The sequence below is a fragment of the Pantoea sp. QMID4 genome, from assembly GCF_030270445.1.
Classification (GTDB): Bacteria; Pseudomonadota; Gammaproteobacteria; order Enterobacterales; family Enterobacteriaceae; genus Pantoea; species Pantoea vagans.
In genome coordinates, this window is record NZ_BSXL01000005.1 from 351,982 (window position 1) to 376,777 (window position 24,796).

21 protein-coding genes and 5 pseudogenes are annotated in these 24,796 nt (G+C 55.9%); 8 read left to right on the top strand and 18 right to left on the bottom strand.

The window, feature by feature from the left end:
• Positions 1-1,011, top strand: coding sequence for a bifunctional inositol 2-dehydrogenase/D-chiro-inositol 1-dehydrogenase (iolG, locus tag QSK07_RS13650; RefSeq protein ID WP_285721528.1), 1,011 nt, complete (start codon positions 1-3; stop codon positions 1,009-1,011).
• Between the two features lie 136 nt (positions 1,012-1,147).
• Here the strand turns inward: iolG and yfiB are convergent, their stop codons facing one another.
• The 4 genes and pseudogenes from yfiB to QSK07_RS13670 form a co-directional block, all read right to left on the bottom strand.
• Complete coding sequence (yfiB, locus tag QSK07_RS13655; protein WP_285721527.1) at positions 1,148-1,621, bottom strand: outer membrane lipoprotein YfiB; 474 nt, start codon at positions 1,619-1,621, stop codon at positions 1,148-1,150.
• Positions 1,622-1,623: 2 nt separating this feature from the next.
• Complete coding sequence (gene dgcN / locus QSK07_RS13660) at positions 1,624-2,832, bottom strand: diguanylate cyclase DgcN/YfiN (RefSeq protein WP_275221750.1); 1,209 nt, start codon at positions 2,830-2,832, stop codon at positions 1,624-1,626.
• A 1-nt stretch (position 2,833) separates the two neighbouring features.
• Positions 2,834-3,394, bottom strand: a complete 561-nt coding sequence (gene yfiR / locus QSK07_RS13665) for a regulatory sequestration protein YfiR (RefSeq protein ID WP_285721526.1) — start codon at positions 3,392-3,394, stop codon at positions 2,834-2,836.
• A gap of 362 nt (positions 3,395-3,756) precedes the next feature.
• Positions 3,757-4,119, bottom strand: a pseudogene (locus tag QSK07_RS13670) (LuxR C-terminal-related transcriptional regulator); the annotation flags it as partial.
• Between the two features lie 69 nt (positions 4,120-4,188).
• Here QSK07_RS13670 and QSK07_RS13675 point away from each other — a divergent pair.
• A pseudogene (locus QSK07_RS13675) lies at positions 4,189-4,296 on the top strand (hypothetical protein); the annotation flags it as partial.
• A 29-nt stretch (positions 4,297-4,325) separates the two neighbouring features.
• Positions 4,326-4,397 (top strand): annotated as a pseudogene (locus QSK07_RS13680) (hypothetical protein); the annotation flags it as partial.
• 85 nt (positions 4,398-4,482) lie between these two features.
• Here the strand turns inward: QSK07_RS13680 and QSK07_RS13685 are convergent.
• The 11 genes from QSK07_RS13685 to QSK07_RS13735 all read right to left on the bottom strand — a co-directional run bounded on the left by QSK07_RS13685 (position 4,483) and on the right by QSK07_RS13735 (position 15,101).
• On the bottom strand, positions 4,483-5,091 hold the full coding sequence (locus QSK07_RS13685) for a TetR/AcrR family transcriptional regulator (protein WP_285721525.1): 609 nt from the start codon (positions 5,089-5,091) through the stop codon (positions 4,483-4,485).
• Positions 5,081-5,683, bottom strand: a complete 603-nt coding sequence (locus tag QSK07_RS13690; protein ID WP_285721524.1) for an NAD(P)H-dependent oxidoreductase — start codon at positions 5,681-5,683, stop codon at positions 5,081-5,083. Before QSK07_RS13690 ends, QSK07_RS13685 begins: the two co-directional genes overlap by 11 nt.
• 97 nt (positions 5,684-5,780) lie before the next feature.
• On the bottom strand, positions 5,781-6,851 hold the full coding sequence (locus QSK07_RS13695; RefSeq protein ID WP_285721523.1) for an iron-containing alcohol dehydrogenase family protein: 1,071 nt from the start codon (positions 6,849-6,851) through the stop codon (positions 5,781-5,783).
• A gap of 9 nt (positions 6,852-6,860) precedes the next feature.
• Positions 6,861-7,529, bottom strand: coding sequence for a methionine ABC transporter permease (locus QSK07_RS13700; protein ID WP_285721522.1), 669 nt, complete (start codon positions 7,527-7,529; stop codon positions 6,861-6,863).
• A complete protein-coding gene (locus QSK07_RS13705) occupies positions 7,517-8,305 on the bottom strand; it encodes a methionine ABC transporter ATP-binding protein (RefSeq protein WP_098050176.1) in 789 nt (262 codons plus the stop codon). Before QSK07_RS13705 ends, QSK07_RS13700 begins: the two co-directional genes overlap by 13 nt.
• Entirely contained in the window at positions 8,298-9,101 is an 804-nt protein-coding gene (locus tag QSK07_RS13710; RefSeq protein WP_033785173.1) for a MetQ/NlpA family ABC transporter substrate-binding protein, read from the bottom strand. The genes QSK07_RS13705 and QSK07_RS13710 overlap by 8 nt, the downstream gene beginning before the upstream one ends.
• A gap of 35 nt (positions 9,102-9,136) precedes the next feature.
• On the bottom strand, positions 9,137-10,156 hold the full coding sequence (locus tag QSK07_RS13715; RefSeq protein ID WP_285721521.1) for an isopenicillin N synthase family dioxygenase: 1,020 nt from the start codon (positions 10,154-10,156) through the stop codon (positions 9,137-9,139).
• 130 nt (positions 10,157-10,286) lie between these two features.
• A complete protein-coding gene (locus QSK07_RS13720; RefSeq protein ID WP_285721520.1) occupies positions 10,287-12,602 on the bottom strand; it encodes a molybdopterin-dependent oxidoreductase in 2,316 nt (771 codons plus the stop codon).
• A 3-nt stretch (positions 12,603-12,605) separates the two neighbouring features.
• The gene (locus tag QSK07_RS13725; RefSeq protein WP_285721519.1) at positions 12,606-13,274 is read right to left on the bottom strand and encodes a methionine ABC transporter permease; all 669 of its coding nucleotides are present in this window, start codon (positions 13,272-13,274) and stop codon (positions 12,606-12,608) included.
• The gene (locus QSK07_RS13730; protein ID WP_285721518.1) at positions 13,267-14,292 is read right to left on the bottom strand and encodes a methionine ABC transporter ATP-binding protein; all 1,026 of its coding nucleotides are present in this window, start codon (positions 14,290-14,292) and stop codon (positions 13,267-13,269) included. The genes QSK07_RS13725 and QSK07_RS13730 overlap by 8 nt, the downstream gene beginning before the upstream one ends.
• Positions 14,289-15,101, bottom strand: coding sequence for a MetQ/NlpA family ABC transporter substrate-binding protein (locus QSK07_RS13735; protein ID WP_285721517.1), 813 nt, complete (start codon positions 15,099-15,101; stop codon positions 14,289-14,291). Before QSK07_RS13735 ends, QSK07_RS13730 begins: the two co-directional genes overlap by 4 nt.
• A 218-nt stretch (positions 15,102-15,319) precedes the next feature.
• Between QSK07_RS13735 and QSK07_RS13740 the strand changes: the two genes are divergently transcribed.
• Complete coding sequence (locus tag QSK07_RS13740) at positions 15,320-16,513, top strand: aminotransferase class I/II-fold pyridoxal phosphate-dependent enzyme (protein WP_285721516.1); 1,194 nt, start codon at positions 15,320-15,322, stop codon at positions 16,511-16,513.
• Between the two features lie 295 nt (positions 16,514-16,808).
• The gene (gene proP, locus QSK07_RS13745; protein WP_285721515.1) at positions 16,809-18,275 is read left to right on the top strand and encodes a glycine betaine/L-proline transporter ProP; all 1,467 of its coding nucleotides are present in this window, start codon (positions 16,809-16,811) and stop codon (positions 18,273-18,275) included.
• A gap of 51 nt (positions 18,276-18,326) precedes the next feature.
• Here proP and QSK07_RS13750 read toward each other — a convergent pair whose 3' ends face one another.
• Positions 18,327-18,917: a CGNR zinc finger domain-containing protein gene (locus QSK07_RS13750; protein WP_285721514.1), complete on the bottom strand. Its 591-nt coding sequence runs from the start codon at positions 18,915-18,917 to the stop codon at positions 18,327-18,329.
• 177 nt (positions 18,918-19,094) lie between these two features.
• Here QSK07_RS13750 and QSK07_RS13755 point away from each other — a divergent pair, with 177 nt between their 5' ends.
• A complete protein-coding gene (locus tag QSK07_RS13755; protein ID WP_285721513.1) occupies positions 19,095-19,961 on the top strand; it encodes an alpha/beta fold hydrolase in 867 nt (288 codons plus the stop codon).
• 52 nt (positions 19,962-20,013) lie between these two features.
• Here QSK07_RS13755 and QSK07_RS13760 read toward each other — a convergent pair whose 3' ends face one another.
• Positions 20,014-20,562, bottom strand: coding sequence for a YbhB/YbcL family Raf kinase inhibitor-like protein (locus QSK07_RS13760; RefSeq protein ID WP_285721512.1), 549 nt, complete (start codon positions 20,560-20,562; stop codon positions 20,014-20,016).
• Between the two features lie 235 nt (positions 20,563-20,797).
• Between QSK07_RS13760 and QSK07_RS13765 the strand changes: the two are divergent.
• A pseudogene (locus tag QSK07_RS13765) lies at positions 20,798-21,679 on the top strand (LysR family transcriptional regulator).
• Positions 21,680-21,684: 5 nt separating this feature from the next.
• Here the strand turns inward: QSK07_RS13765 and QSK07_RS13770 are convergent.
• Positions 21,685-23,322, bottom strand: a complete 1,638-nt coding sequence (locus QSK07_RS13770) for a dihydroxyacetone kinase subunit DhaK (RefSeq protein WP_285721511.1) — start codon at positions 23,320-23,322, stop codon at positions 21,685-21,687.
• A gap of 252 nt (positions 23,323-23,574) precedes the next feature.
• On the opposite strand from QSK07_RS13770, the pseudogene fucO reads away from it, so the two are divergent.
• Positions 23,575-24,701 (top strand): annotated as a pseudogene (gene fucO / locus QSK07_RS13775) (lactaldehyde reductase).
• The last annotated feature ends 95 nt before the right edge of the window (positions 24,702-24,796 follow it).

Here is a 24,796-nt window from a genome sequence, read left to right on the forward strand (position 1 = left end):
ATGACCATTAACCTTGGTGTTATCGGTACCGGCGCAATCGGCCGCGAACATATCCGCCGTTGCAGTGCCGTGTTACAGAATGCGCGCGTGGTGGCACTCAACGACATCAACCGCGAAAACTGTCAGCAGATTGTTGAGGAACTGACGCCGGAAGCGCGCATTTATGACAATGCGATTGATCTGATCAACGACCCGCAGGTTAACGCGGTGCTGGTCACCTCCTGGGGTCCGACGCATGAAGCCTTTGTGCTGGCCTGTATTGAGGCAGGCAAAGCGGTGTTCTGCGAGAAGCCGCTGGCCGTTACCGCGCAGGGCTGTATGAATATCGTGGAGGCGGAGATCAAAGCGGGACGTCAGCTTGTGCAGGTCGGCTTTATGCGTCCATACGACAGTGGCTATCGTGCACTGAAAGCGGTGATCGACAGCGGCGAGATTGGTGAGCCGTTAATGCTGCACTGCGCGCACCGCAACCCGGAAGTGGGCGACAGCTACACCACCGACATGGCGATCACCGACACGCTGATCCACGAACTCGATGTGCTGCGCTGGCTGCTGAATGATGACTATGCCAGCGTGCAGGTGATCTTCCCGCGTAAAACCCGCAAGGCGTCGTCCCACCTGCGTGACCCGCAGATCGTACTGCTGGAGACCGTCAAAGGTGCGCGCATTGATGTCGAAATTTTCGTGAACTGTGAATATGGTTACGACATTCAGTGTGAAGTGGTGGGTGAAAGCGGCATTGCCCGCCTGCCGGAGCCGGTATCGGTGCAACTGCGCAGCGCGGCCAGGCTCTCGACCACCATTCTGACGGACTGGAAAAAGCGCTTTATTGATGCCTATGACGTGGAGTTACAGGCCTTTATCAACAACGTTATCAGCGGTGAGATGACCGGTCCCTCCGCGTGGGATGGCTATGCTGCTGCCGTAGCCGCCGATGCCTGCGTTTCGGCGCAGACGTCCGGCGGGATCGTGCCGGTTACTATGCCAGCCAGACCAGCCTTTTATCGCTGACAGGAAAAATGCACGGTGGAATCCCACCGTGCACATCCCCTGTTCCGTGCCCTTTTCAGCGATGCTTCCCGCTATGGGTAATCAGGCGATCCGCTATGTTAAATGTGGGCCGCAAAATTATGCGGTCACTGAAAAATTACGGCGCGGTGATGATAATGGCCACACGCCGGTTCTGCGCACGCCCCTGCGCGCTGTTGTTGCTGGCAACCGGTGAACTCATGCCCAATCCACGCGTCACAATATTCTCACGCGCTATCGCCGCGCCTTCCGCCCACTGAGCCGCGACCGCGTTCGCTCTTTTTAGCGACAGCTGTTGGTTATAATCGGGTTTACCGTAATTATCGGTATGCCCGTCAATGCGCACATGTTTAATACCGGTCGAGGCCAGATTTTTCGCCATCCTCTGAATGGTGAGCTTACTGGAGGGTGTCAGCTCTGATTCATTTACACCAAACAGGATCTTATCGGATAAGCCTAACCCCCAGCCTTCCATATTTTGCGTGAATCCGGCGCTTTTCATCGCTGCGATTTGCGCGTCGCTGAAACGCGCTTTCGACTGACATCCAACCAGCGCCAGCGTAAGCAATAGCAGGGAAAGGTTTTTCTTCATGTTTACGCCCTATTTTTTCGCTTATTTTTATACATATTCATATCGGCACGTTCGAGGATCGATTCAACCGCATCACCAGGCTGTGACCACGCGTAGCCAATGGTCACCGAGGTCGTAACCGGCATGCCCTCTGCAATAAGAATGTGTTCACCGATGGTGTCATTAATGCGCTGTATAAGCTGCTGTAATTGCGCCTCACTTGTCCGGCTGCTGACCAGCATGGCAAATTCATCCCCACCTAAACGCGCGACTAAATCCTGTTCAGTCGCCAGCGATAAAAGACGCGAACCTATCGCTTTTAATACCTCATCTCCGGCGGCATGACCCCAGTTATCATTGATGCTTTTGAAGCGATCGCCATCGAGAAACAGCAGCGCAAAGCGTTCGTGCTCATGTGGCTGGTCAAGGCGCTGAGTCAGGCGAGCAGAGAAGGCGCTGCGGTTGGCAAGACCGGTCAGCGGATCGGACAGCGCTTTAGCTGCCAGCGAGCGATTGTCACGAAGCAGCGACGCCTTGAGTGACTGCATCTCCATCAGCAGGGAGTTCAGATCATCGGAAAAGAGCTGAAATTCTCTGTTCGGGCCACCCGGAATACGCAGGGAAAAATCACCCGAAAGAATCACGTAGTGAATCGAACTGGTAATGATGCGGAGCGACGCAATAATACCCCGATGCAGAAATTCACTCAGCATCAGTGAAATAATCAGGACGCAGAGCATCCCGACAGAGAGGATCATGAATGAGTATTGAAGGAAACTCACCGCGCCGGTCACGGTGCCTTCCAGCGTCAGGGTGCCGACAACTACGTCAGCATGAGTGATATCGACGTTAAGCGGTTTGAGGTAAATCCACTCACGCAGCAACCGTGAAAACCAGCCCGTCTGTTCCCGCGGTGCATTCCACTTAGCCATAACGATGTTATCGCGGGTAACCAGCTTTGCAGAGTCATACATGCCCTCATTGCCAAACCGTTCGATTTTATTACGCGCATCATAGCTGTCGGCAAAAACGGTTGCCGCGGTGAGCGTGGTACTTAGCGTTGAGCCGATTAATTCGAGGTTTCGTTTCTCATAATTTTTAATAAAAAGCAGCGACGTCGATGAGAGCAACAACCAGCACAACAGCAATATCACCGCCGAATTGATAGTGCTTATTTTCCGCAGTTTATTGCGGATGGATGATTTCTCGTGCTTTAGTTTATCGAATCTCATTTCATTCACTCCCCTCGCGGGAGAGCAAAAGCACATCCGGATTCACTCTGACACCGCTTCTGGTAAGTGAATCGAGATTAACGGAAAAGTGCGTATGGTCCGGTTGAAAAATCAGGCAAAAAGCGGCACCCACGGTGCATTCCGCATTGTTCTCTGCCAGGGTAAGCACCGCTCTTCCCTTCAGCTGCTCAATAATGCCCACCTGCTGCTGCGGTGTCTGATCGCCGAAATAAAGGGCATCGCAGCGATGCGACGCTAATTCACCTGCACCCGCAAGATAGACAACGGTAAACATCGCTGCTGCAGCGGTGCTGTTTTCCGGCAAAGAGAGATGGCGTGCTGAAGTAAAAACACATAATTCAGGCGGTTTATTTAAATTTTGCCAGTGGGTAAAACTGATGATGCCACTGACGATACGATTAGCCTTGTTATCCTTTATCCCGGCCAGCGCAACAGAAGGATGAAGACTCAGCAGAATAAACAGCGTTAAGGCGATCTGGCAGATGTGGCGCAGCAGAAGCAGCACATCGACGTCATGATGAAGGTGGTATTTATCGGTCATACTGCGTTCCAGTAATACTACGCACGGCAGGAGAGCTAAATAAGCGAACAAATATTAACATAGCGCGGGTTACGCTTGCACACAGAATTTGTTTAGCTATATATCTTTCTGCTTATATTTTCAGACAGGCTTATTCCCGCAATAGTCTTCGGTCGTAACGGCTTTTGACAGAAACGACCGGCAGAGGATTAACTCATTTCACCGGCTACTTCTGGTGGGTAATCACGTCTCTCATCTGGTGCAGCAATCCGCTCAGCGGTTTGTTTTAAGATGCAGACTGGATAAAGACGCCAGAATAAACGTGATGCTGATAATCCATCGCGCCAGCGATATTCCGCAATTAACCCATGCCCGCAATACCCTCAGACATACCCCATCATTTTCAGCAGCGACTGCATCTGATTCATCACTTCACTGCGATGTGACAAGCCCAGCTTCTGATAGAGATTGCGGATAGGGGTTTTGATCGTGGCAGACGCCACCGCCAGCTCACCGGCGATCTGATCGTTACTGTAGCCTGAATAGATCAACCCCAGCACCTGCCATTCGCGCTGCGTCAGCGGGCTGATGCGGATCAGTTCCGGCACGTCAGGATGGTTAAGCAACGCGCTAACAAAGCCTTCATCCAAATGGGCGAACTTGTAACGGTGATATTTGTTGATCTCCAGTAGAACGCGGCGGGCGCCGTGGCTGTTCAGCTCATTCAGGGTATCAAGCTGTATCAGCAGTAGTAACCATCTTACCTTTAAGCGGGCGCAACAGGTGCTGCTGGGCCGCACTTTCCAGTCGGGTGAGGCGGGCAGGGCTTTAGTCTGGCAGTGGCGATTGCCACGCTGATCTTCTTGCTGGTGGGTGCGCTGGCGGTGATTAACCTGAAAGCCTCGCGGATGAAATTCGATTAATAGCCTGATGAACCAGGCACTAAGGACTTGTCACCCTGGTGTTTCTGCTGGCACAGCGCTGGCTGGTAAGCGGATTAACCGTGGGCGGGGTAAAAGGCTAAACGATCATCATTGTACGTTGCCACTGCTTACACAACGCCTGGTGTGGTTGAATGATTCGGCGGCCTGCGGACCGCCTTTTTTATCCTAATCCGCTTCTGACGTCAGACTGCCCGCCACCAGCGCCATCACCATAGCCGCTATCGCCTGCTGACCTTCCGGCTTGCTGATATCGCCACGTGCCACCGCGCCTGCGATGGCATCCGCGCCCCCCAGCAGGCCCCACATGCCGGCTTCCGCAATACCATTACTGCCAGCAAAAGGCGCAAGCCAGCGCTGACAGCGGGCGATAAAATCGAGCTGATAATGGCGTTTGACGTCGGCCAGTTCCGGTGAGGTACTGAGCGCGGACAGCAGTTCCGGGATTTCGCGCCCCTCCGTCATCACACAATCGACATAACAGGCCGCGAGCACGTCCGCTTTATGTGGTAATTGCATCGGCGCGGCATCCATCGCCGCATTCATCCGCTCTCCCTGGCGGCGATCAAAATCGTCATACAACGCCGCCAGCAGCCCATGACGGGTGGTGAAATGGTCATACACCACCGGTTTACTGACTCCCGCAGCGTCGCCGACCCGTGCCAGCGTCAGCGCCTCGCTGCCTTCCGTCTGTATTATCTGCCACGCAACGTCTGACAACTGCCTGCGTCGGGCCTCGCGTGACAGACGCTTACGGGATGTTTTTTCAACGGTCATGTTTTTCCTGATGGGCGAACAGACGCTGGCCCAAAGCCTGCGCCAGCTGATAGTGCGACTCAGGATAACCTTCATCGCCGATCAGTAACAGCTCACTGGTCACCACCGGCGCACCGCAATAGTCAAAGATGCCGTTTTCAATCTGATTACGCATGCTGGTGAAATAGCCGCGCCGCAGAAAGGTTCGGGTATCCGCCGCGCCAATCGCCAGCAGATGAACAGGCAGATGGCCCAGGCGTTTAATTATCCGGCCATCCTGTTCGCTGAAGGCCCAGTCCTGGATAAACACCCTGTCGATCCAGCCTTTGAGCTGTGCCGGGAATGACCACCAGTAAATCGGATAGACCAGCACCAGCGCATCGGCGCGGTTTAGTCGCTGCTGTTCCGCCAGCACTTCGGGCGATGCCATAGCCTGACCGTTGAAACGTCGATGATCATCGAGCGTGAAGCGCGGATCAAACCCTTCTGCCGCCAGATCGGCCTTTTCAACCGTATGGTGCCCTGTCGAGATTATGCCCTGCGCCAGCTGGTCCGCCACGTGATGGGAATGCGCATCCTTATTAGGATGGGAAGTCACTATTAATGCATGCATCGTTGTCACCTTACCTGATTAGCCATTAAGCTACTAAAGGTAAGTTACTATTGGTAGGTTAGCAAGCGACAATGTCTGTTCTTCTGACTAACCGCATTTACGGTTTAAACGCAGCCGTCGCCAGCAGAGCCTGCTCCAGTTGATGAGGGCCGAACGTAAACGGAAGATGCGCCAGGCTGGCGGCGGGAAAGTGGATTTGCTGCGCGATTTGACGCATGGTGTTGGCGTCGATAGTGGCGGGTAGCGTCAGGGGCGAGTGGAAACGGCGCAGCAGCGACATCAGTTCCGGCTCGACCTGTTTGCCCTGCTGTTCAATCCAGGACTGGATTAGCAGGCTGAAACCGACCTTTTCGCCGTGCAGCCAGTGATGCAACTCCGGCTGGTGCGTCAGACGGTCGTGGATAACATGGGCAAAGCCGGGCGTCGCCATTGCGTCCTGAATACTGTTCGCCAGCCCCGCCAGCACAATATTGGCTTCAATCACCTTCTCCAGCGCCGCGGTCACCTGCTGCGCAAGGTTATCGGCCACCGCCGTTTCACCCCACTGTTTCAGCACCGTCACCGCCTGCCAGGCGGCGGCGACTTTAAGATCCAGCGCCATCCGGTGCGGCATCTGTCGCTGATAAGGTTCAAACTCAAACCATTTTGCCAGCGCGTCAACAATACCTGATCGCAGGTAGCGAACGTCGCTGCGGGCAATCACTTCGCTGTCCACCAGAATCCATTCCGGCATGGCGTTAAGGGGCTGACTGCGAAGATGCCCGCCCTGCTCGTTATAGATAATTGCCAGCGGAGACCAGGCCGCGCAGGTGGCGGCCAGCGTGGCGAAGTTGACCAGCCGCACATCCGGCAGGGCATCGTTGACCGCTTTGGCACAATCCAGCACCCGCCCACCGCCCACTGCCAGTATCAGGGTTGCGCCCTCTGCCTGCACCCGCTGTTGCAGGGCCGAAATCGCCGCATTGGTACACTCACCACTTAGAATGTCGAGCTGCCAGCGTATACCCGCCTGTTCCAGACTGATGCTCAGTGCCGGATTGACCGCCTGCCAGGCGTGCGGCGACGTGAGAATATGAACATGTGAGGACAGCGGCCGGATAATCTCCCCCACTTCAGACCGGAGTCCTGACCGTTGCAGATAGCCTTTCGGCGACATTACACGAAACATCGTTGCCCCTTAACGCCGATAAGCCAGCGAACGTACCAGGCGGTCACCGAGTTTCTGAATCAGCATCACCAGCGCCAGCAGCACCACGATGGTGGCCGCCATAATCTGGTTATCGAAGCGCTGATAGCCGTAGCGAATTGCCAGATCGCCCAATCCGCCACCGCCGACCACGCCCGCCATCGCAGAGAAGCCAATCAGCATCACAATGGTCAGGGTAATGCCCGCCACCAGCGCAGGGAGAGCTTCCGGCAGCAATACGCGGCTGACAATATGCCACAGGGTGCCACCCATTGAGACTACCGCCTCAATACGGCCGCGATCGACCTCATCCAGCGCGTTCTCCACGATGCGGGCAAAGAAGGGAAAAGCGCCCAGCGTAATCGGTACAATTGCGGCGGTACTGCCGAGGGTGGTGCCCACCAGCAGGCGGGTAAAAGGGATCAGTGCGATCAGCAGCACCACAAACGGCAGCGCGCGCCCGGTATTGACCAGCGTATTAAGCAGCAGTGAAATCGCGCGGTTAGGCAGAATGCCCTGAGGACGGGTCAGGAACAGCAGCACGCCCACCGGTAAACCTATCGCAACCGTAAAAAGTGCCGCCAGCAGCACCATATATAACGTTTCGCCTGTGGCGTTCAACAGCAGTTCCTTAAACCGATCGCTACTCATGCTACGCATCGGGTTAATGCCTCTCGCTGATATTTTTCAATAAACGCACGGTCCGCTTCGCCATCCTTCAGCAGCATTTTGCGCAGGCGTCCCTCTTCGCGTCCCATAATCTGGCTCAGCGTGCCGCTCTCGACCAGCTGGCCATTCTCCAGCAGCGCCGCACCGTCACAGATACGCTTTACTACCGCCATTTCATGGGTAATCAACACAACTGTGATATTGAGCTGCTGCTGAATATCGGCCAGCAGATCGAGAATCGAGGTGGTGGTTTCGGGGTCCAGCGCGCTGGTCGCCTCATCGCACAGCAAATAACGCGGTCGGGCGGCCAGCGCGCGGGCGATGCCGACGCGCTGTTTCTGTCCACCGGAGAGCTGTGACGGCCAGGCGGCCGCAAAGGACTCCAGCCCCACCAGTTTCAGCAGCGAGGTGACCCGCTGGCGGCGCTCCACCCTGGGCACACCGGCAATCTCCAGCGCCAGATCGACATTGTCCTGCACGTTACGGGAATGCAGCAGATTGAAGTGCTGGAAGATCATCCCCATCTGCTGGCGCTGCTGACGCAGCTGCGCCAGGCTCAATGTGGCGAGATCCTGACCATCTATCTCAATCCGCCCGCTGGAGGGACTCTCCAGCCGGTTCAGGCAGCGCAGCAGCGTACTTTTGCCCGCCCCGCTCCGGCCCAGGATGCCAAAGATGGTGCCCTCTTCAATGGTCAGAGAGATATCGACTAACGCTGGCGCAGGTGTGCCAGCGTAGTGTTTGCTGAGATGACTGAGCTTAATCATGCTGCTGGTCCGCGACCGGAATCACAGAGCCCTGATAGGTTTTACGGATGAACTCCGCCACCTGCGGCGAGCGCAGATCTTTCGCAAGCTGAATCACTCGCGGATCTTTCGCCAGTTCAGGCGTGGTCACCAGCAGGTTGGCGTAAGGGTTATGCGCCGCGGACTCCAGCCCCAGCGCATCTTTCGCCGGATTCAGACCCGCTTCCAGTGCATAGTTGCCGTTGATAATGGCGGCATCAACGTCATCCAGTGACCGTGGCAGCTGTGGTGATTCGATCTCAACAATTTTAATTTTCTTCGGGTTTTCACTGATATCTTTCGGCGTCACCAGCGTCGAACCCGCCTCGCCCTGCGCGTTGAGTTTAATCACGCCTTTGTCCTGCAACAGCCACAGTGCGCGGCTCAGGTTGGTGGTGTTGTTCGGCACGGCAATGCTCGCGCCCTCTGGCAACGCCGCCAGCGATTTCACCTTACGCGAGTAGATCCCCAGCGGCTCAATATGCACACTGGCGACCACGGCAAAGGTTTTCCCCAACGCTTTCTCCTGATCTTTTAAATAAGGCAGATGCTGGAAGTAGTTGGCATCGACATCCCCGGATGCCAGCAGTTCATTGGCATTCACACCCCCGCTCAGCTCAACAATTTTGATATCCAGTTTCGGATCCAGAGTTTTGACATACTCAAGGATTTCCGCGTGTGGGAGCGGATCGGCCGCCACGCGCAGCGGTGCAGCCTGTAAACTTTGAGCAATCAGCAGCGAAAGACCAGCCAGAACCAGAAAGCGCTTTTTAATCATCATCATTTATCTCTTATCGTTATCAGTCGTCGTTTTTAGTGGGTGTTGTGTTCGGGATAGAAACGCTGGGCGACTTCCGGATGCGAACGCAGCCGGCCTTTGAGGTAGTTCCAGCCGACTTCACGCAGGAGCGGGTTAAGGGGATCGCTGCTCGGTCCCTGCGCCAGCTCAGCCATCTGCGGGGGAAGCTGATAGATTGGCACGACAGCGTCGAGCTGTGCGCCAAGGAAGAAGGCGATGGATAACCGCTCATTGTTCTGCTGCGGTGACACCACGCGGTGTACCGTCGCGCGCAGATAGCCGTTGGTCGCCAGCTCCAGCAGTTCGCCAATGTTAACCACAAACGCGCCCGGCAAAGGTGAGGCATCGATCCAGTTGTCCGGCGTCACTTCAACCTGCAAGCCCGGCTGGTCGTCCTGCAACAACATGGTCAGGAAACCCGAATCTTTGTGTGCGCCTACACCCTGACGTGATTCACCCTCGGTGCGGCCCGGATAGCGGATCAGTTTGATGTGTTCGTTGGGGTAGTCGCCGTAAAGATTATCGAAGGCATTACGTGGCAGGTTCAGCGCTTCGGCAAAGGCGCGCAGCAGTTCCAGCGCGACGGCAGTCATTTGCTGCTGCCAGCGGGTCACCACCGTTTGCAATTCAGGCAAGGCTTCAGGCCACTGGTTCGGCCCCTGCATCCGTTGCCAGGTTGGGGAATCGGCGGTGACAGGCAGCGCTTCGCGCTCTGCGCCAATATCGAACTGCTCACGATAGTCGGGCTGGCTGCGGGTGATTTCCACGCCCGCCAGGTTGTAACCACGAAAATGCGGTGAGTTGGCCATCGCGACCGCCGTTTTATCTGCCTGCGGCAGAGCAAAAAACGTCCGCGCGACCCGCTGAACCTCATCCAGTAATTCACGGTCGATACCGTGATTAATTAAGTAGAAGAAACCGACATCACGCGCGGCCTGGCTTAATTTATCCAGAACCTGTCGCTGCTGCTGTTGATTACCTGACAATAATGCGAAATCAATGACCGGCAATTCTGATGGGGTTAACGCACTCATGATTAACACTCTGTTGGCATAGAATGGTTTTACCTTGCCATTTCAGTTATGCGTTAACTACCAACTAATCCTGCTATGGATATGCGGCGGATGGGAATATCCCACCGTCCCTGAAGTCCCCGCCCGCAGATTACTCTGTGGTCGGGATCACAAATTCCGGTGGCGACCATGCAGTGATTTCAGGCAGGGTCTCGTGATAAAGCGCGATCTCTACAAAACAGGTCTGTGCGCTGCACCCTTGGCCCAGTCGTGAACTGCCCCGATCCTGGGTCAGCACATTAGGGTTGCCATGTTTATCCAGCGGCTTGCCCTCCTGCTGTTCGAGCGGGTCATACCAGGCCCCGGTCGACATCTGTACCACCCCCGGCAGGATATCCTGCGTCAGATGCACGCCCGCCAGCAGCGCGCCGCGCCCGTTAAACACTTTCACGATGCTGTTCTCCTCAATGCCGCGCGCAGCCGCATCCTCAGGGTGCATCCAGAGCGGCTCGCGCCCGGCAATTTTAGTGGCCCGGCTGACCCGGCCATGATCGTACTGGCTGTGTAGCCGGGTTCGCGGCTGGCTTGAGAGCAGATGCAACGGCCACTGCTGCTTCTCCTGCTGCTGAGCCTGATATTCCGGCTGATACCAGAAGGCAAAACCGGGCGCTTCTTCATAGCCAAAGTCAGCCACCCGCTGCGAAAAGAGTTCGATTTTTCCCGATGGCGTACTGAGCGGGGCTAATTCCGGGTTATCGCGAAAGGCCTTGAGCAGGATCTGCGGTGTGTCAGGCGCGGGATATTCCACCACGCCCTGTGACCAGAAGGTCTCAAACGGCGGTAGTTCGATGCCCTGCGCCGCTGCGCGTGGCCGGGAGTCTTCGTAGATGGCTTTAAGCCACTGGCGCTCATCGCGCCCCTGAGTAAAGACATCAGCAAAACCGAGCCGCTGCGCCAGCTCAGCAAAGATGGCGTAATCCGATTTTGCCGCTCCAACCGGCGGCAGATGCTGTGGCATGGCAATAATGAAGCCGTCGTTGCTGGCGCTGCCGATATCCTCACGTTCCAGCGAGGTGGTGGCGGGCAGCACGATATCGGCAAATCTGGCCTGCGCCGTCCAGAACTGCTCATGCACAATCACGGTATCCGGCTGCTGCCATGCGCGTATCAGCTTGTTGATATCCTGATGATGATGGAAGACGTTGCCGCCCGCCCAGTAGACCAGCCGGATGTCTGGATAGGCCAGCTGCTGTCCGTCAAACGCATAGAGACCGCCGGGATTAAGCAGCATGTCAGCGATGCGTGCTACCGGGATAGTCTGCTGCACTGCGTTATGGCCGGCAGGCAGTCGGGGCCCGGAGAACTGTCGCCGGGCGGCACCCGCCAGATTGGTTGAGGCGTAACCAAACCCCAGTCCGCCGCCGGGCGTGCCAATCTGCCCCAGTAGCGCAGTGATGGCGACGGTGGCCCAGAACGCCTGCTCGCCCTGCCGCGCACGCTGCACTGACCAGGCAATATTGACCATCGTTTTGTGAGCCGCCATCTGCCGTGCTAACCCGCGAATCTGGTCGGCTGCCAGCCCGGTCAGCGGCGCGGCCCATTCGGGCGTTTTGACGAGACCGTCATGCTCACCCTGCAGATAAGCCGCGCAGGTTTCAAAACCCACGGTGTAGCGCGCTACAAAGGCCGCGTCATGCAGAGATTCCGCAATCAATACCTGACCGATGGCCAGCAACAACGCCGTATCGGAGCCGGGCCTGATTGCCAGCCACTCCGCATCCGCCACCCCAGCGAGATCGTTTCTGACCGGACTGATGTTAATAAAGCGGGTACCATTCTGCCTCAGTGTGGTCAGCCAGTGTGCCAGCGCATGATCATTAGCCCCACCGCCATTAACCTGCGCGTTGCGCAGCGGCAATCCGCCAATCGCCACAAAAAGTTCGCAATGCGCTGCCAGCACCGGCCAGTGAGTATGGTGACGTTGTAACTCATCCAGATTGCCGATGATGTGTGGCAGCGTACGTTCACCGGCTGCAATACTGTAGGTGTTGGAGCTGGCGGTGTAGCCGCCATAGTGGTTAAAGAAGCGGTGCAGCTGGCTCTGGGCATGATGGAATCGCCCGGCGCTGGACCAGCCATATGAACCGGCATAGATCGCTTCATTGCCATGCCCGGTTTTCACCCGTGCCAGTTCTTCCGCCACCAGCTGCAGCGCCACTTCCCAGCTGACCTCAACAAACGGCTCTTTACCGCGTCCGCTGCGTGAAGCGCTTCTGTTGTTCAGATAGCCGAGCCTGACAGCCGGATTTCTGACCCGGGTTTCACTCTGCACTGCGCCCGGCAGCGACTGCCCGATAGCGGACGGATTACGGTCCCACGCCACCGGCCTGACCGAAGTCAGCGCATCGCCGTCGGTGGTGACGTGATAGGTGCCCCAGTGCATTACCGCTAAATCATTCTTCTTCATGGTTTACTCGCGTCGGATACGGCGTGAAATACGCGTCCCCAGGGTTTGCAGAAGCTGGACAAAAATGATGAGAACCAGCGCGGTCGAAATCGTGGCAAAGGCGTCAAAGCGCTGATAACCGTAAGTAATGGCGAGGTCACCGATGCCGCCACCACCCACCGTGCCCGCCATCGCCGTTGCGCCCAGCAGTCCGATGGTGGCGGTGGTCAGCGCCAGCACCAGTGAAGAAGCGGCCTCCGGCAGCATGAAATACCAGATAGTCTGCAGTGTGGTGGCCCCCATCGCGTTGGCTGACTCCAGAATGCCTTCGTCAACTTCCAGCAACGCGCTTTCCACCAGCCGCGAGATATAAGGCGCAATAAAGATCACCAGCGGCACAATGGCGCCCGCCGTGCCAATCGTCGTGTTCACCAGCAGGCGCGTCAGCGGCAGGATAGTGATCAGCAGAATAATGAACGGCAGCGAACGGATGATATTTACGACAGGGTTCAGCAACTGATGCACCAGACGCTGCGGCTGTATTCCGCCCGGACGGCAGACCACCAGAATAATGCCCAGCGGCAGCCCCAGCAGCGAACCAAAGCCCAGCGACAGCCCCACCATAAGCAGCGTGTCCTGCATCGCCGTCATGAACTGATCGCCGGTTACAGCCGTTTCAAAGAGTTCAGACATCACTGATTTTTACTCCGGACGCGATGAGAAACTGAATCGCCGCCTCGCGCTGCGCGGGTTCACCTTTGATCTGCACAATCATGAAACCCAGAATGGTGCGCTGCACCTCCGTCATGCTGGCGAACAGAATATTCACCTCTACTTCATAATTGCGGATCAGCTGATTGATCACCGGTTGCTGTGCCGTGCTGCCGACAAACTCCAGCCGCAAGGCGTCGGCTGCCGGATGCTCGCTGAGTAATTCAAGCGTCTGCTGTGGCAGGCGATCGTGAATGACCGACTGCACAAAGCTGGCGCTCACCGCCTGCTGCGGTTCGGCGAATAGGCTCAGGACATCGCCCTGTTCAACAATGCGCCCGTGCGCCATCACCGCCATCCGGTTGCAGATTTTCTGCACTACCGACATCTCGTGAGTGATCAGCACAATGGTGATGCCGTAACGCTGATTGATTTCCTGTAACAGCAGCAGAATCTGCACCGTGGTCTGGGGATCCAGCGCCGACGTCGCCTCATCGCACAGCAGTATGGCAGGGTTGGTCGCCAGCGCACGGGCAATCCCGACCCGCTGTTTCTGACCGCCGGAGAGTTCGTCCGGGTAACTGTTGGCTTTGTCGCTGAGGTTTACAAACGCCAGCAGTTCCGCCACGCGGGTGGCGATAAAATCTTTACTCCGCCCCTGCAATATCAGCGGAATGGCCACGTTATGAAATACGGTACGGGCATTGAGCAGATTAAAGTGCTGAAAGATCATCCCAATCTGCTTTTTAACTTCAATTAACCGCTTTTTGCTGATCCCCGGTAACGCTTCACCCTGCACCTCCACCGTTCCGGTTGTCGGCGTTTCCAGATGATTAATCAGGCGCAGCAGCGTACTTTTTCCGGCACCGCTGGTGCCGATAACGCCAAAAATATCGCCCTGATTGATGTGCAGATTAATATCCTGCAGCGCCTGCACTTCTGACCCGTTACGTGCAAAAATTTTGCTGACCTGGTGAAACACAATGGCCGCCTGACTCATTTGAAATAGTCTGGCAACAGATAGCCCGTATATTGCGCATTACTGGTGATATACGTTTTGAATTCCGGCGAGTGATAGCCAGCAATAATGTCTCGGGCAAACTGAGCCTGCTTATTTTTACCCGCTACCGTTACCACGTTAATAAACTGGCTGGTTGGTGCTTCCAGTTTTAGCGCGGAATTGAGTTTTAGCCCACTGGAGACCGCGAAGTTACCCTGAATAACACCATAATCCACATCAGGCAGTGCGCGCACCTGCTGGGCATTATCCATTTCTTTCAGCACAATTTTGTAGGGGTTCTCCGTAATGTTTTTCTGCGAGAAGGTTGCGGCATCACTCTCCGGGCTGATTTTAAGCCAGCCTATGATCTGAAGTAACAGCGCAGCCCGATACTCATTTGAGGGCTGGTTCGGCACAGAGACCGTGCTGCCTGGCGCAGGTTGAGTCAGCGTTTTTGCGCGTTCAGAATAGAGTCCCATTGGCGGGGTCGGCACCTGCACAATACCGACGTTATCGATGCCAAGCCGATCGTTAACCGACTTCAGATAGACCGGATGCTGCATGATATTGGCGTCAATCGTGCCGCGATGAACAGCATCATTAACCTGAATGCCATCACTGAAGTCTTTATATTCCAGCTTATATCCCTGCTTAATTAACAGAGGCGCCACGCCTTTTTCAAACTGCTCTTTATACGGACCCGGATTAAAACCAATGCGTATTTTCTTCTGGTCTGCGGCTTGCGCAGCAGAGATAAAAATCGAGACAACCGCCAGTGAAAAAATAATTCCCCGTGATGTAATGCGCATAGTCCTTCCTGATTCATTATTGTGAGAGCGATTGATTTAATCACAGCCCTTACAATCAGGAACAGGCAAAACCGGCCACGACTTTGGCTTATTTATGCTAACGATAGTCACAGGCTGAATATCCAGATACCTGCAATCTTCAGCGTTATTTCTGCTAAAGAAATGAAACCTGACTGTGTCATTCTTTTCCGCTTCACACTCTTTATTGCGGGACGGTTATGGCGGAGTTTGCAACTTCAGATTTGGTCGCAGGGCTGGAAGAGAATCTTTTCAGCTTACTTGAGAAGCAGGCAGCAGAACTGGATGCATTACAGTTATCGCTTATCGATCTCTCATCGGGCAGCCCACGCCAGCCCACGCCACCTGCGGTCATCGACTCCTTACAGGCTGCCGCGGCACGGCCGGAAAATCATGAGTATCCCTCCTTCTGGGGCAAGCCTGCCCTGCGTCAGGCTATCGCAGACTTTTACCAGCGTCACTATGGCGTCACACTCGACCCCGATACCGAAGTTGCCCTGTTTCAGGGCGCACACATTGGCGTTAATGGCTTTCCACGCGCCCTGCTCAACCCGGGCCAGGTGTTAATCTCCACCGATCCCTGTTATCCAATCTATCGCTCAGCAGCACGCCAGGCTGGTGCCGATTTTTATGGCATTCCGCTGGAGGCGCGCAACGCTTTTCTGCCCGATTTTTCTCTGGTGCCGGAGCAGATTGCCGCGCGCGCCGGTCTGGTTATGCTCAACTATCCCCATAATCCCACCGGTGCACTGGCGACACCTGCGCTGTTCGCTGCTGTGCTGGCTTTCGCCCGCCAGCACCATATTCCGCTGATCCATGACTTCGCTTACGCCACGCTGGGCAGTGAGTCGGACGAGCAGCCGCTGAGTCTGCTGACCCAGCCCGATGCTAAAGATTGGGGGGTGGAAATTTACACCCTGTCGAAAAGCGCGTTAATGGCAGGCTGGCGTGTGGGCTTTGCGGTGGGAAACGCCTCGATTATTGCGGCTTTTAAAAAACTGCATACTCACAGCTATAGCACGGTGTCTGGCGCGGTGCAGGATGCCGCCATCACCGCGCTGTCGCTCTCTGCTGAGCAACTTAGTCGTCTGGCTGATCCTTATCACCAGCGGCGGCGCGTGGTGCTGGCCAGGCTGGCAGCGATGCACTGGCCGGTGCGCGCTCGTCAGGGCACCTTTTTCCTCTGGCTGCCTGCGCCACCCGGTTTTACTGGCGAGCAGTTCGCCAGCCTGTTACTGAGAGTGTGTCATTTGCTGGTGGCACCGGGTCACGGATTCGGCCCCGCCGGGCGGGATTATATTCGCATCAGCCTGACCGCCAGCACGGAACAGCTGTTGCAGGCGCTGGATCGTATTAACGGCTTGAAACTGATTAATGAGCGCAGGCGTGGCTGATGAAATCAGAACCAGACAGCATCTGAGCCACAAACGCGGGATATGACCAAATGTTTATGAGCGTAAGCAGGCGTGAGTAAGTGTAGTGTGCTGGTTTTGCCAGCAAAGCCAGTTATTTCGGCTGAAAACTTGCAAAACCTTACATTCGTAGTCTAAGGTTTACCGGCTGCGATTTCTGCCGCTTCACTTACAAATTATTCGGCTTCTTATAGCTTTCATTTCCACGGTTTCTTCTGAACATTATTTGCGGCTGCGAAAGCTATAAGACTCCTTCATTGAAGTACCTGAGGAGAATATGAACACCAGAAACACATCATCTGAACACCCAAAGAAACATTTCTGGAACAGGAAGCCCAAAGAGCTGACTGTTGACGACATTACCGTCATCGATAACGACATGCTGAAACGCGCAGTTGGCGCAGCGGCACTCGGTAACGCGATGGAATGGTTCGACTTTGGCGTATACAGCTATCTTGCCGTCATCATCGGCAAAGTTTTTTTCCCGGATGCCAACAACGCGGTGCAGCTGATTGCCACCTTTGGTACGTTTGCGGCGGCCTTCCTGGTGCGTCCGATTGGCGGCCTGGTGTTTGGCCCGCTGGGTGACCGCATCGGCCGCCAGAAAGTGCTGGCGATGACGATGATTATGATGTCGATCGGGACATTCTGCATCGGGCTGATCCCGGCCTATTCGTCGATAGGGATTATGGCCCCGATTCTGCTGCTGGTCGCGCGCCTGATTCAGGGCTTCTCGACAGGCGGTGAATATGGTGGTGCAGCGACCTTTATCGCGGAGTATTCCACCGACAAACGCCGTGGCTTTATGGGCAGCTTCCTGGAGTTCGGTACCATTGGCGGTTATCTGCTGGGTGCCAGCCTGGTCACGGTGATGACTACCGTGATGTCGAACGAGGCGATGATGTCCTGGGGCTGGCGTGTGCCGTTCTTTATTGCCGCGCCGCTGGGTCTGTTCGGCCTCTATGTGCGTCTGAAGCTGGAAGAGACGCCGGCATTCCAGCAACACATGGAAAAGCAGGAAGCGCTGGAGCAGAGCAAACCGCGCCTGACGCTGATGCAGATGCTGAGCAAGTATCGTGCGCCTATGCTGAAATGTATCGGTCTGGTGCTGCTGTTCAACGTCTCTAACTACATGCTGACCTCGTATATGCCGAGTTACCTGACTGGCGTGCTGGGACTGCCAGAGCTGAGTGGTCTGCTGCTGGTGATGGTGGCGATGTTCGTGATGATGCCGCTGACGCTGCTGTGGGGGCGCTGGACCGATCGCATTGGTCGTCGTCCGGTGATTGGCTTTGGTGCAGTAGGCCTAATCCTGCTCGCCATTCCGAGCTTTATGCTGATTGGTTCCGGTAACATGTGGGCGGTGTTTGGCGGCCTGCTGATTCTGGGCGTGCTACACACCTGCTTCAGCGGCACCATGCCTTCGACGCTGCCAGCCTTGTTTACGACGGATATTCGTTACAGCGCACTGGCTATCGGCTTTAACCTGTCGGTTTCACTGTTCGGCGGTACGACACCGCTAATTACCGCGTGGCTGGTGGATACCACCAAAAACAACATGATGCCCGCTTACTACATGATGGGCGCAGGCGTGATTGGCCTGGTGACCATTCTGACGGTACGTGAAACGGCGCGTCAGCCGCTGACCGGCTCCTCACCTGCGGTAGCAACTAAAGCGGAAGCGCATCGACTGATTGATAAGCTGCGTAAACGGCAAAAGCCCGCCACGACCGCGGCTAAATAACGTTTCTGACACCCTGCTCTGCAGGGTGTTTTTTTTATCTGCCGCCGGAACTCACTCCGCCCTGGATTTGACAGCCCTGAACCGTGCGACTTTCGCCCGATTGCCACACAGCGCCATGCTGCACCAGCGACGGCGATGCGCTTTGGTGCGATCGTAAAACCACAGAGTGCAGTCGGGATGTTCACAGGCGCGGACTCTGCTGAAGTCTTCCTGCGTGAGCAGCATTGCAGCCTGTTCTGCAACCTGTCCCAGCCGTTGCCTCACGTTCTGGCTGGCGTAAACGCGCCGGATAGTCAGCGAACCCGGCTCAACGCTCAGTTGCAGGTGACTCGTCGCCTGGCCCAGCCAGACATTCAGCGCCTCGGTACTCACATTCTCACCTGCTTTATGCTGCTGCACAGCGTCACGAACAATCTGACGTAACTGACGTGCGGCCTGCACCAGCGCGCCCGGCTCATACTGCGGCGCAGATCCGTCGGTTAGCAGTCCGGCCTGTTGCAGCCAGGCTTCAACATCCCGATCGCTTTGCCAGAAATCGTGTGGCCGCCCCTCTGCGATAGCTTCTGTGTTGATAAAATCCAGCGCCGGATGATCGGCCAGAAACCACGGCCCCTGGCCGGAGTGTGATTGCGTTTCTGCCATGATGTCGCCCTCATTGTTGAAATCTTCTGACACCACTGTAACCGATAAAAAAGCAGATGAGTAGTTACAGACGTCCTGATGTAACCACTAAATATCAATTTGACAGGTTACATTATCGCTGCATAATAAGCCCTTGTAACCCTATAAACATCATTTAACAAGTTACAGGAAAATATCATGAACACACATTCTGTTTCTTATCGTTATCAGCAGGCCGACGGCATTAATGTTTTCTATCGTGAAGCGGGCGATCCATCACTGCCGGTATTGCTACTGCTGCACGGCTTCCCCACATCTTCTCATCAGTTCCGCAACCTCATCCCGCTGCTCTCAGATAAATTCCATCTCATTGCGCCCGACCTGCCCGGCTTTGGTTTTACTGACGTCCCCGCTGAGCGTGGCTACTCCTGGACCTTCGACGCGTTGGGTCAGACGCTGACTGCCTTTGTCGATGCACTCGGGCTGAAACGCTACGCAATGTATGTTTTCGACTATGGCGCACCTGCAGGCCTGAGGCTCGCGCTGGCCTATCCGGATCGCGTCAGCGGGCTGATATCGCAAAACGGTAATGCCTATCTGGAGGGACTGGGAGACGCCTGGGCACCGGTTCGCGCATACTGGGCGGAACCCAGCGAGGAAAACGGTGAGGTGATCCGCGACGCCATCCTGACAGCCGAAGGGGTTAAATGGCAGTATCTGCATGGGGTCAGCGATCCGCAGCAGATCGCCCCGGAAAGTTATACGCTGGACACGCTGCTGATGGAGCGTCCCGGAAACAAAGATATTCAGCAGGCACTGTTCCTGGATTACGCCAGCAATCTCAAACGCTACCCGGAATTTCAGGCATTCTTTCGCCAGCAGCAGCTCCCGACGCTGGTGATCTGGGGCAAACACGATCCTTTCTTTATTCCACCCGGCGCCGTGGCCTGGCAGCGCGATAATCCACAGGCGGTGGTCGAGCTGCTGGATAGCGGTCACTTCGCGCTGGAGACCCATACCGATCACATCGCGATGCGCATCCGTGAGATGTTCAGCGGCGACTGACCCGCTGCGCGCAGAGGCAGGCTACAGGTCGCTGCCTCTGAAAACTCAATGCTTATTCGTTGCTGAAGCGGCCGACCGTGCTGGCCGCGCCCAGGGCGTGACCTTTCAGCTGGGCCACCAGCTCTGCCTGAGTTAACCCCGCCTTCAGCTGGCCCACCGGCAAATCAGTGGCGATCAGCACAAAGTTATAGTGATGCAGGCCGCTGCCTTTCGGTGGACAAGGCCCGTAATAGTGCAGTGTCCCGGGGGTATTTTTTCCGCCGGTATAGTCCTTGCCCTCTGTCAGCGCACCCTGCGCGAACGACGAACGGCTGGCCGGAATGTTATAGGCCACCATATGTGTCACGCCCAACCCTTTGGCCCCGACCGGATCGGTCATCAGCAGAGCCAGACTGCGGGTACCCGCCGGAATCGCAGACCAGTTAAGCTCGGGAGAGATATTCTCACCGGTGCAGGAAGGATTACTTTTATTGGCACCGGCAAACTTTTTATCCAGTAGCGCATTATCGCTGAAATCCTGTGATTGCAGCGTAAACACCGACGCTGCCAGCGTGGTTATTGGCAAAACGGCAAGCACCGTTACGCAGAGTAATTTTTTCACCAGCCACTCCTTATCAGGTTAGTTCCGGATGGATTACATCACTGCCTGCTTACTATAACGGCTTTAACGCGATTAGCCCGGCTGACCGCCCGTTTAAATATTGCGAAACGGCAAATCTATGATCGCTGTCGCGCTGGCTGAGGGTGCTGACGCGTTGCTCTGCGACGCATTACCCGATATAAGTTAACACCTGCAGCTGAGTTTTCGCCTGAAACCTCGTCACTGTCATCGATAAGTGGACACCAGGCAGACTGAAGATCTCCGGATTTACATCGCCGTGATACATGCTGGTAACTTCACTGCAGCAGCTGAGCAGCTGATGTTATCGAAACAGCTTGTCAGCCGCCGCATGGCCGCGCTGGAAGCGTTATCAGGCGTACATCTGCTGATACGTAACACTGTCAGTGACGGATGCGGGTCTGCTGTTTGCGCAACATGCTCAGCGCATTCTGGATGAGATTCAGGAAGCCGAACTGGCGGTGTCAAAGCAGCAGCAGGCGCTGCGCGGTACCTTCCGCATCAATCTGCCGATGTCGTTTAGCATGAGCCACCTGTTACCGCTGATTGCGGAGTTTCTGAGCCATCATACGGCACTGCCGTTTCAGATTGAGCTAGCCGATCGCTATGTTGATGTAATTGGCGAGGGCCTCAATATGGCGATTCACATCGGCACTCTGGCAGATTCCACCCTGATTGCCCGCCCGCTGGGTGAGCTGAAGCGGGTAATCTGCTGCACTCCTCTAACTACCTGCAGCGGGCCGGCACGCCGCAGCAGCCCGACGCCTTACTGCAACACGCCTGTCTGCGCTATGGACGGGAAGGACAGAATGGCTGGGAACTGCAGGTTAATGGCAAAGCGAAATGGCTGGCGGTTCAGGGCCCCATGGTGAGTAACAATGACGACGTGCTGTGTGATGCCGCCCTGGCGGGACTCGGACTGGTATTACTATCCGCTTTTATCGGTGAGTCAGCCCTGCAAAGGGGTGAACGGGTGACGGTGCTGGACGGCTGCCAGCCACCACCGCTCTCCCTTAATGCGGTTTACCCGCAGCACCGTCAGCGCAGCGAAATAAACCGCCAGTTACTGGCCTTTTTGCAGACACGTTTAGCACCGTAATTTAGCTAAAGCGTTTTTAATGCTCTGAAAACGCTGGCAACTGCAACCGCACCGGGATCGGGCACGCCATTCAGGTTCGCGCTGTTGAGATAAGATGATCGGCCTGCCATTGCTTTTCCCATGCTGGCGGTTGCATCGCTACCCTGCTGCGCCGCATCTGCTGCGGCTGCCAGCGGTTTGCCCGCTACCAGCGCCTCAATCGCGGGCTGGAGCGCATCAATCAGTGTGCGATCGCCCGGTTTAGCCCCGCCATACTGCTTCATTTTTTCCAGACCCTGTTGTAAAGCGACCGGTAAGTCATCTCCTTCCGACAGGTGCTGCGCGGCGGCGGTGAAGAAGATAGCCATCAACACGCCGCTGGAACCGCCCATAACCGTCGCCAGTCGCTCACCCGTTACTGCGAGCAGGTCGGGCAGAACATTCAGCGGCAGCTGGTTTTCGGCGCATTCACGCTGTATCTGACGCGCACCAGCAGCAAAGGTCGAGCCGGTATCCCCGTCACCCACCTGCGCATCCAGTTTATTCAGTTCGCTTTCACTGGCGATCAGCGTTTCACAGATGCGGTTCACAAAAGCAGCGACTGCCGGGTTTTCGGAGGGTTGCACCGGATGCGCTGTCGTCTCCCGGGACGCGTTAACCGGCTGCAGCGATGTGATCTCAACCACCGGAACCCAGCCGGTCACTTCGACCGGGGCGCAGATCGCCGCTTCGAACAGCGGCGTCAGCGTCATGCAGGTAACGGAAAAGCCCTTCATGTCCAGCGCGGTCATCAGCGATGCCGGGCCAATCAGATAACGGCTGCCCTGGCTGAGCGGCGACTCAATCAGATCGCGTGTGACCAGGCTCATCTCCAGCGCCGACATCCCGCCGAGGTTATTCACCATCAGCGCACAGGGCTGATCCTTGCCTGTCGATATCTTTTCCAGCAGATGCTGCACAATCTGCTGACTGTTCTGAGTCGGCATGACGTCAACGCCCGGCTCGCCGTGTATCCCCAGCCCCATTTCCACGCTGCCGTCGGGCACCCGCTGGCCGGTCTGTTCATCCGGCAGATGACAGCTGGAAAGTGCTACCCCCATGGTGGCGATAGCTCGACTGGCGGCCTCTGCAGCCTCGGTTACCACCGCCAGATCATCACCCCGTTCGGCGACAAAACCTGCCACTTTATGCACCAGCAGCGTGCCTGCCACACCGCGTGGCTGAGGATTATCTGGTAAGGCCACATCATCACCGACTATCACCATATTGACGCTGAACCCTGCATTGCGGGCCTTTTCAGCCGCCAGCCCAAAGTTGAGTCGGTCGCCAGTGTAGTTTTTCACAATCAGCAGACATCCTGCGTCACCGGTAAGATTTATGATGGCGTTATAAACCGCATCAACGCTGGGTGAGGCAAACACATCGCCACAGACGGCCGCCGTCAGCATTCCTTTACCGATAAAACCAACATGGGCAGGCTCATGGCCGGAACCGCCACCAGAGATCAGTGCGACCTGCTGTTTTTTCCAGTCCCTGCGCATCACGATGCGAATGTGGGGATCGACCTGCAGCCGCACCAGATTGCGCCACGGACTGGCGTAAATCATGCCATCTAACGCGCTGTCGACGAGATCATCCTTCTTATTCATTACGAATCGGGTCATGGCTTCATTCCTCATGGGCGGACGGATTTGCGATAAAGAAGTGTTGCATACAACGGACGATGTGCATAATTCACCGCCCCTCATCGCAACCCCATCAGACGAAAGTCGTGTCTGAATGAAATGCGCGCATCACTTTTGACTAATCCATTGATTTTTATTAAATGTCCTTACCTGAAACTAAGAGGTTATGTGCAGAGCCTGCACAGCGGATCACGGATCGTAGAAAACCAGTTGTTAACAGAAGATGTTTTGATGGTCCAACGTATGATTCTGAATGAAACCGCCTGGTTTGGTGCTGGCGCATTACGTCATTTGCATGAAGAGGTATAACGTCGCGGGATGCGTAAAGCGCTTATTGTCACTGACAAAGCGCTGGTTGCAGCAGGTGCGCTGAAGCGGGTCACTGACCTGCTGGAACAGCTTCAGCTTGCCTGGGCGGTTTACGATAAGGTCGTACCGAATCCGACTATCCGCCGTGTTCAGGGAATCAGGTGCTACCTTCATCGCCATCGGCGGTGGTTCACCGCAGGACACCAGCAAAGCTGGTCGGCATTATTATCAACAATCCTGAATTCGAAGATGTCAGCAGCCTGGAAGGCGTCAGCCCACCCCGTCATCCGTGCGTGCCCACCATCGCAATTCCGATGACGGCAGGTACCGCGGCAGAAGTCACCATTAACTGTGTCATTACCGACGAAGAGAATCGTCGCAAGTTTATCTGTGTCGTTCCGTATGACATTACAAAAGTGGCGATTATAGATGCGGAGATGATGGCGTGCATGCCCGCCTCGCTGAAAGCTGCCACCGGTATTGATGCATTAACTCATGCGATTAAAGGGTACATAACGCGCGGTGCCTGGCCCAGGACTGACATGCTGCACCTCAAAGCCATTGAAATTATCAGCCACTCGCTGCGTGAATCGGTGGCGGAAAATATTGATGCTGTTAAGCAGATGGCGCTGGGGCAGTATGTGGCCGGTATGGGCCTCTCCAATGTTGGGCTCGGTCTGGTGCAGGGTATGGCGTATCCGCTGAGTGCCTTTTATAACGTGCCGCACGGCGTGGCGAACACCATTCTGCTGCCACAGGTTATGGCGTGGAATACGCCGTCAACAGGCGAAAAATATCGCGATATCGCTCGCGCCCTGGGAGTTAAACAGGTCGACACGCTGACGCTGGATCAAGCCCTGGAAGCAGCTGTCGCTGCGGTTCGTCAGCTCTGCCGCGATGTGGGCATTCCGCGTTCGCTGCGTGAGGCCGGCTTGCAGGAGGCAGATATTCCTGCACTGGCGCAGGCGGCACTGGATGATGTCTGCACCGGCGGCAACCCACGCACGCCGGATCTGGAAGCGGTGATGGCGCTCTATCGTCAGAGTTAAAACGCGCACGCTGTGTAGTCATGCACTTCAATATCAGGCCCGCCCACCATCGCGGGCTTTTTTACGTCCTGGCCACGGTCAGTCAGCAATCGTTC